Raw genomic sequence first — 7,595 nt, 5'->3', positions numbered from 1 at the left:
AGGCGCCCTGCCCGTCCTCGGCCACGCCCTCCAGCTCGGCCGCAGGCCCATCGCGTTCCTGGAGTCCCTGCGCACCGTCGGCCCCGTCGTCCGCGTCGACCTCGGCACCTGGCCGGTCCATGTGCTGACCGACCCCGAACTCGTCCACACGGTGCTCGTCGGCGACGGCAGGAGCTTCGGCCGCGGCCGCGTCTTCGAACGGCTCCGCCCGCTCTTCGGCAACGGCATCGTCACCACCGACGGCGACTTCCACCGCAGGCAGCGCCGCCTGATCCAGCCCGCCTTCCACCGCGACCACATCGACGTGTACGCCCGGCAGATGTCCGCACAGGCGGACGCCATGGCCGGGTCCTGGACCGCCGGCCGCGAGATCTCCGTACTGGAGGAGATGCGCCGTCTCGCGCTGACCGCCGTCGCCGACCTGACGTTCTCCGGCGACCTCGCGAAGCCCGCCGTCGCGGAGGTGCACCGCTCACTGCCCGTCGTCCTGGAGGGCATGCTGATGCGGGCCGTCATGCCCAAGGCGCTCGACCCGCTGCCGATCCCGGCGAACCGGCGGTTCGACACGGCCGCCGCCCGCCTCCGCCGCATCATCGACCAGGTCATCGCGGAGTACGGCACCGACGGGCCGGACCGGCGCGACCTGCTCGCCATGCTGATGTCGAGCGAGGACCCCGAGACGGGCCGGACGATGACCGCGCGGCAGGTACGCGACGAGGTCATCGCCATCATGTTCGCCGGGACGGAGACCCCGGCCACGACCATGGCGTGGATCTTCCACGAACTCGGCCGCCACCCCGAGGCGGAGAAACGCCTCCACGCGGAGGTGGACGAGGTCGTGGGCACCGGCCCGGTCCGGCCCGAGCACCTGCCCCGCCTCACGTACACGTACTGCGTCTTCCAGGAGGCGCTGCGCCTCCACTCGCCGCTGCTGTTCACCCGGCACGCCCTCGGCCCCGTGACCCTGGGCGGCGTGCGCATCCGCGAAGGCGCCGAACTCGCCTACAGCCCGTACGCGCTCCACCGCGACCCGGAACTGTATCCGGACCCCACGTCCTTCACGCCGGAACGGTGGAGCGGCAGCGCCCCTGCACGGGCGCCGCGTCTCCACAGCTTCATCCCGTTCGGCGCCGGACCGCACAAATGCATCGGGGATTCCTTCGCGGTCGCGGAAATCCTCACCACGGTCGCGACCGTGGCATCGCGATGGCGCCTCGTCCACGCGCCGGGGGCCGATGTCCGCGAGATGCCCGCGGGTATTCCGCAGCCGAATGCCCTCCCCATGATTCCCCTGCCGCGAAACTGACAGGATCTGCCCGCTTCTGACCGGTTCGAGAGCGCTTTCGAGCGGAAGGCGCTCTCGCCGGGCCCGAGCGTCAGCGGAGGATACCGCGTCCCCTTCGTACGAGTGGCGATGTTCCCGGAAAAACGGTCGCCGCAAGCAACATCCCGCCTCCTTGGCCCTACACTCGGCGGCACGCGCCAGAGGGGGCAAGTGATGACACCGGTGGTGGATCAGCACGGGCGGGGGCCTCACCCGCTCCTCGAAAGGGAATCCGAACTCCTCGCGATCCAGCGTGCGCTGGACGCGCTGTGCAGCACCACGAGCCGCGGCACACCCGCACGCCACGGCGGCGTGCTCTCGTTCGCCGCACCCGCGGGCCTCGGCAAGACCACGCTCCTCGCCGAGGCCCGCAGGACCGCCGCGGAACGCGACTGCACCGTGCTCTTCGCCCGCGGCGGCGAGCAGGAGAAGCAGGTGCCCTTCCATGTGATGCGGCAGCTCATCCAGCCCGTGTTCGCCGCCATGGGCGAGGACGAACGCCGCGAGGTCCTCGGCGACTGGTACGGCATCGTGGCACCCGCCATCGGCCTCGCCGCACCCGACGGCAACGCCAACCCCGACCCGCAGGGCGTCCGCGACGGCCTCGACTGGGTCATCACCAACCTCTCGGTGCGCAGCGGCCCCGTCGTCATGGTCCTCGACGACGCCCACTGGGCCGACTCCGAGTCGCTGGCCTGGCTCACCGCCTTCGCCTCCCGCGCCGAGGAACTCGGCATGCTGATCGTCGTGGCCTGCCGCCCCGACGAACTCACGCCCGACGCCGTCGCGTTGCACACCCTCGCCGACCGCCACGGCTCACGCTCCCACGAACTCGCCCCGCTCACCGCGGCCGCCGTCGCCAGCATCGTCCGGGACACCCTCGGCGACGAGGCCGACGAGATGTTCTGCCGCGAATGCTGGGCCGTCACCGGCGGCAACCCCTTCGAGGTCGTCGAACTCGCCGCGAAGGCCCGCGACCGCCGTCTCACGCCCCGCGAAGCCAACATCCCCGAGCTCCGCGACCTCGCCTCCGCCGTCAAGGGCAGCGGCCTCATAGAACGCATCGAGCAGCTCGGCCCCTCCACCACCCGGCTCGCCTGGGCCGCGGCCGTACTCGGCTCCGGCATGCCCACCAGCCTCCTCGGCGGCGTGTGCGCACTCGGCGAGTCCCAGGTGGAAGCGGGCATCGAGGAACTGCGCACCGCACGCATCCTGACGGTCCTGACCAGCATCAAGGGCCACCAGGTCGTCGAGTTCTGCCACCCGCTCATCGCCACCGCCGTCTACCGCTCCATCCCGCCCGGCGTCCGCGTCGGCATGCACGGCATGGCCGCCCGGGCCGTCATCGACGAGGGCCTCGGCGCCGCTGCCGCCGCCCGCCACATGCTGGAGATGCACCCCGAAGGCGACCCCTGGGTCGTACGGCAGCTCCGCCAGGCCGCCCGCGAGAGCTTCGCCGCCGGCGCGCCCGACGCCGCACGCCGCTATCTCGCCCGCGCCCTGCGGGAACCGCCGGACGTCGAGGACCGCGCCCCGGTCCTCTTCGAACTCGGCTCCGCCAACCTGCTCCACGACCCCGTCAGCTCCGTCAACCACCTGCGGGCAGCCCTTGAGGAGCCCAAGCTGGAACAGAGCCTCCGCGAGACCGTCACCTACCGGCTCGCCCAGGCACTCGCCCACACCGGCCGCCTGGAACAGGCCACCGAACTCCTCTCCGACGAAGGCCGCCGCACCACCAGCTCCCGGACCAGACTCCGTATGCAGGCCGAGCAGTTCAAATGGAACTCCGTACGCGCCGGTGAGAAGGACCCGCAGGGCCGCTCCCGGCTGCTGACCCGCTTCGCCGAACGCCTCCCGGGCCGCGACCTGGCCGAACGCCACATCTTCGCGCTCCGCGCCTGGGACACCGTCGTACGCGGCCAGCCCGCCGCCGAAGCACTCCACTACGCCGAGAAGGCACTCGACGGCGGCATGAGCTGGACCGACGAGGACTTCGGCTTCGAGGTGCCGATCGTCGCCGCGCTCACCCTCATGTACTGCGACCAGCCAGGACGCGCCGAAGAGCTGTTCAACACCGGCGTCTCCGAGTTCGAGGCGAAGGGCTGGCGCGGCACCCACCTGTCCTTCGGCTACACCCTGCTCGGGTACATCCGCTACCGCCGCGGACGGCTCGCCGAGGCCGAGGACTTCGCCCGCAACGGCCTCCAGATCGCCGACCGCGTCGGCCACGGCGCACCCGCCCAGTGGTACGCCGTCGGCACCCTCGTCGAAACGCTCCTCGCCCGCGGCGACATCGGCGCCGCACAGCAGGTCGCCGACACCTACCGGCTCGGCGACATCCGCCCCGAAGCCGTCGTCTACCCCGACCCGCAGGCCGTGTACGGCAAGCTGCTTCTGGCCCAGGGCCACACCGACCAGGCCGAGCGCCAGCTCTCAGCGGCGGGCCGGCGCCTCGAACAGCGCGGCACGTGCAACCCCGCCTGGAGCCCCTGGGAACTCGACCTGGCCCTCGCCAGGGCGGGCGCCCGCCGGCCCGACGACGCCCGCGCCACCGCGGAGCAGGCCGTCGCACGGGCCCGCGCGTTCGGCACGTCCAGCATCATCGGACACGCCCTGCGCGTCTCCGCCGCGACCACCGACGTCGGCCGGGCCGTCGTCCTCCTCGACGAGGCCGTCGCCCACCTGGAGCAGTCCCCGGCCGCGTACGAACTCGCCCACGCGCTCATCGACCACGGCACCGCCCTGCGCACCCTCGGCGACCTCGCGTACGCCGCGCAGCAGCTGTACCGCGGCCTGGAGACCGCGGTGGCGTGCGGCGCCGAGGTCCTCGTCCACCGGGCCAGGACCCAGCTCGCCTCCGCCGGCCTGCGCCCCCGCCGTCCCTGCGCGGCGGAGCGCGACAGCCTGACGCTGGCCGAGTCCGCCGCCGCCCGGCACGCCGCCGACGGACTCGACAACGCGCGGATCGCCACCGAGATGGGCACCGGCGAACAGCAGGTGTCGGAGCTGCTCTCGGCGGTCTTCACCAAGCTCGGCACCGACCGCCTCGGCCTGCACCGCGCCCTCGGCATGTGACCGCCGGCCGCCCGCGGCACGGCGCCCCGGACCCTCGGTGGAGGGAACGGGGCGCCGTGCCGTCCGCGGCCGGTCAGCTCTCCGCGGCCGGTGAGTGGACCCGGTCGCCCGCTTCCGCGTGGGTGACCCGCAGCTTCGACTGGCCGTGCGGCAGCCGCTCCCAGTCGTCCATGAACCGCGCCTCCAGACCGTGCCGCCGGGCCAGCCGCACCAGGGTCTGCGTGCGGTAGTAGAAGTCCTCGCGCAGCACCTGGTGTTCGGGGCCCTCCGTACGGTCGAAGGTGAAGTCGAAGAACCCGCCCGGCGCCAGCACCCGCCCCACATGGGCCAGGCACTCGTCGATGACCTCCAGCGGCGAGTGCGAGAACACGCTGTGCGCGTGCACCACCGTGAACCAGCCGTCCGGAAGGAAGTCGAGGCGCAGGTCGTTCACCGGCGTCAGATACGGCATCTTGTCCTGCAGGCCGTAGCGGACCAGCGTCTTCTTCGCCTCGATCAGGATGTCCGGCGAGATGTCGATGCCGTAGTAGTGCCCCGGCTCCAGATGCTCGATGAACAGCCGACCCGCACGCAGATTGCCGCAGCCGATCTCCAGCATCCGGTCCTGCGGCCGCAGTCCGTGCCCGACGAGGTAGTCGAACTGCATCCGGCCGATCGCCAGCCACCGCTCCTTCGACGGCCCGCCCCCCACGGCCGCCTCCGGGCTGCGCGCCGTGTCGCTCGCCATCACCGCCCGGTAGTACGCCACATGGCTGCCGCGGTGCTTCAGCCACAGCCAGCCGTCACGCGCCGCGCGGCGCACATACGGCACGACACGGCCCGGGTTCCGCAGCGCGTACCCGACCTTGTACGCCGCGCTCGACCGGTCCCTCTCCATGGCCTTCCTCGGCATGACGCCCACCGCCTTCTCGCTCTTCCACCTCGGTCACCGGCACCCGGGCGGCCTGTGCCCGGGTGCCGGCGTCCACCGTGCACCCGTCCGGGCGCCCAGGGGCCCGCGTACCGCCTCGCGGGGCGGGGACGGCACCCGCACGAGTGGTGTCCGCGTACTCCATTCGTGGCGCGCTACCCAACGCACCGCGATCTCTCTACGGTGGCGGCACACGACACGCGAACGGACGCGCGAACGCGAACGCACACGCGGACGCGTACGCCGACGCATACGAACAAGGGGGCCATGTGACAGCCGAGTTGGCGGCACCGCAAGCCGGGGCGGTCCGATGAACGACCTGTCAGGGAACGTGAGCGGGAACGTCGTCCAGGCCGGGAACATCCACGGCGGCATCACCTTCCAGGTGGCGCCCGCCCCCGATCCCGCCGTGCCGCCCGACCAAGTCCCCGTACCGGCCGTCGCCTTCGTCAACCGCACCCCGGAACTCACCGCCCTCGACACGGGCCTCGACCGCGCGACCACGCAGGGCGGCCGGTCGCGCATCCTCTTCGACGTGATCACCGGCATCCCGGGCATCGGCAAGACGACCCTCGCCTGCGTCTGGGCTGACCGGGCGCACGACCGGTTCCCCGACGGCCAGATCTACGTCGACTACGGCGCGCTCCGCGACGGCGAGGGCGCCGACGTGTCGGCCGCCGTCGCCATGGGCCTACGGGCCCTCGGTGAAGACGCCGAGCGCATCCCGGCCTCCCTCCAGGAACGGGCCGCGCTGTTCCGCACCCGCACGGCGGGCCGCCGCATCCTCGTCGTGCTCGACGACGTCACCCAGCCCGCCCAGGTCAGGCCGCTGCTGCCGAAGGGCCACGGCAGCGGCGTCCTCGTCACCAGCGGCTCCCGCCTCGACGAACTCGTCATGGACGGCGCCCGGCTGATGCCCCTGGAGCCCCTCGACCGCGACAGCGGACTGCGGCTGCTGTCCGAACGGTGCGGCGCCGACGCGGTGGACGCCGAGCGGCCCGCCGCCGAACGGCTCGTGGAGCTGTGCGCCGGACACCCCAAGGCCCTCCAACTGGCCGCCGCCCGGCTGCTGACGGGCCGCCGGCTCACCATGGCGGCGCTGGCCGCCGAACTCGCCGACGAGAGCCGCCGCCTGAGCGCACTGGCACTGCGAGGGGAGCACTCCGTGTCCGCCGTCCTCGAACTCAGCTACCGCGCCCTCCCGCCCGACGCGGCACGCCTCTACCGGATCCTCGGCTGGATCCCCGGCGGCAGCTTCGACACCGGCACCGCCGCCGTCGCCGCCGGGCTCGGCACGGCCGCCACCGAGGCACTCGTCGCCGTCCTGGAGGACGCGAGCCTCCTCGACCTCACCGACGACGGCCGCCACCGCTTCCACTCCCTCGTACGGCTCCACGCCCGCGAACGCGCGGCGGCCGAGGACACCCCGCCCGGCCGACCTGCGGTCGTCGAACGCGTCACCCGCCACTACCTCGTCCTCACCGCACTCGCCGACCACGCCCTGCGCGCCGACCGGCTGCGGATCGCGGACCTCTCGGCGCTGCTGCGCGACGCGCCCGACCCGTTCGCGGCGCCCGGCGGCCCCGACCCGCTGGACTGGCTGGACGCCGAGCGCGCCAACATCCTCGCCGTGCTCCGCGAGGCCGCCGCCCTCGGGCTCGACACCCAGGTGTGGCAGCTCGCTGAGGCGTTCACCGCGCTCTTCCTGCGGCTGCGCTACCTCGGGGACTGGACGGAGTCCCTGGAGCTCGGGGCCGAAGCCGCCGCCCGGGACATGGTGCCCGCCGCCGAGGCGCGGCTGCGCAGCCTGCTGTCCCGCCCGCTGACGGACCTCGGCGCGCACGACCGGGCGGGCGCCGAGCTGGACAAGGCCGTGGCCTGCGCGGAGACGGCCGGGCACCTCGCGCTGAGCGCGTCCGTGCAGGAGTTCCACGGCCGGCACCTGGAGCGGACCGACCCGGCGCGGGCCATCGCCGCGTACCGGCGCTCCGCCGAACTGAACACACAGGCGGGGGAGAGGCGCGGCGTCGCCATCGCCACCTTCTTCCTGGGCGGCGCCCAGGACGCCGCCGGCGAGCACACCGAGGCGCTGGAGACGCTGCGGCGGGCCCACCGCGACCTGCTCGCGGTCGAGGACGCCCGGATGGCCGCCCGCGCACTGGCCGCCATCGGCACGGTCCACGACCACCTCGGCGACGCGGACGAGGCCCTGCGTGTCCTGGCCGACGCGGTGCGGGACCTGGAGCACAGCAAGGCCGGCGGCCACTACCTGGCCCGCACCCTCGT

At 73.3% G+C, this 7,595-nt stretch carries 4 protein-coding genes; 3 read left to right on the top strand and 1 reads right to left on the bottom strand.

Features of this window, described 5'->3' with window-relative positions:
- Both HTZ82_RS11760 and HTZ82_RS11755 read left to right on the top strand, forming a co-directional pair.
- A partial coding sequence (locus HTZ82_RS11760; RefSeq protein WP_175409289.1) for a cytochrome P450 occupies window positions 1-1,306 on the top strand: 1,306 nt, incomplete at its 5' end.
- A gap of 192 nt (window positions 1,307-1,498) precedes the next feature.
- Window positions 1,499-4,399, top strand: a complete 2,901-nt coding sequence (locus HTZ82_RS11755) for an AAA family ATPase (protein ID WP_175409288.1) — start codon at window positions 1,499-1,501, stop codon at window positions 4,397-4,399.
- A 73-nt stretch (window positions 4,400-4,472) separates the two neighbouring features.
- On the opposite strand, the gene HTZ82_RS11750 is transcribed toward HTZ82_RS11755, so the two are convergent.
- Entirely contained in the window at window positions 4,473-5,291 is an 819-nt protein-coding gene (locus HTZ82_RS11750) for a class I SAM-dependent methyltransferase (RefSeq protein ID WP_175409287.1), read from the bottom strand.
- 328 nt (window positions 5,292-5,619) lie between these two features.
- On the opposite strand from HTZ82_RS11750, the gene HTZ82_RS11745 reads away from it, so the two are divergent.
- Window positions 5,620-7,595: tetratricopeptide repeat protein (locus HTZ82_RS11745; protein ID WP_175409286.1), on the top strand; the 1,976-nt coding region annotated here is incomplete at its 3' end.

This window comes from Streptomyces sp. TRM64462, assembly GCF_013362995.1.
GTDB lineage: Bacteria > Actinomycetota > Actinomycetes > Streptomycetales > Streptomycetaceae > Streptomyces.
Note: the sequence above shows the minus strand (reverse complement) of the source record. Positions and strands in the feature narration are given on the sequence as shown.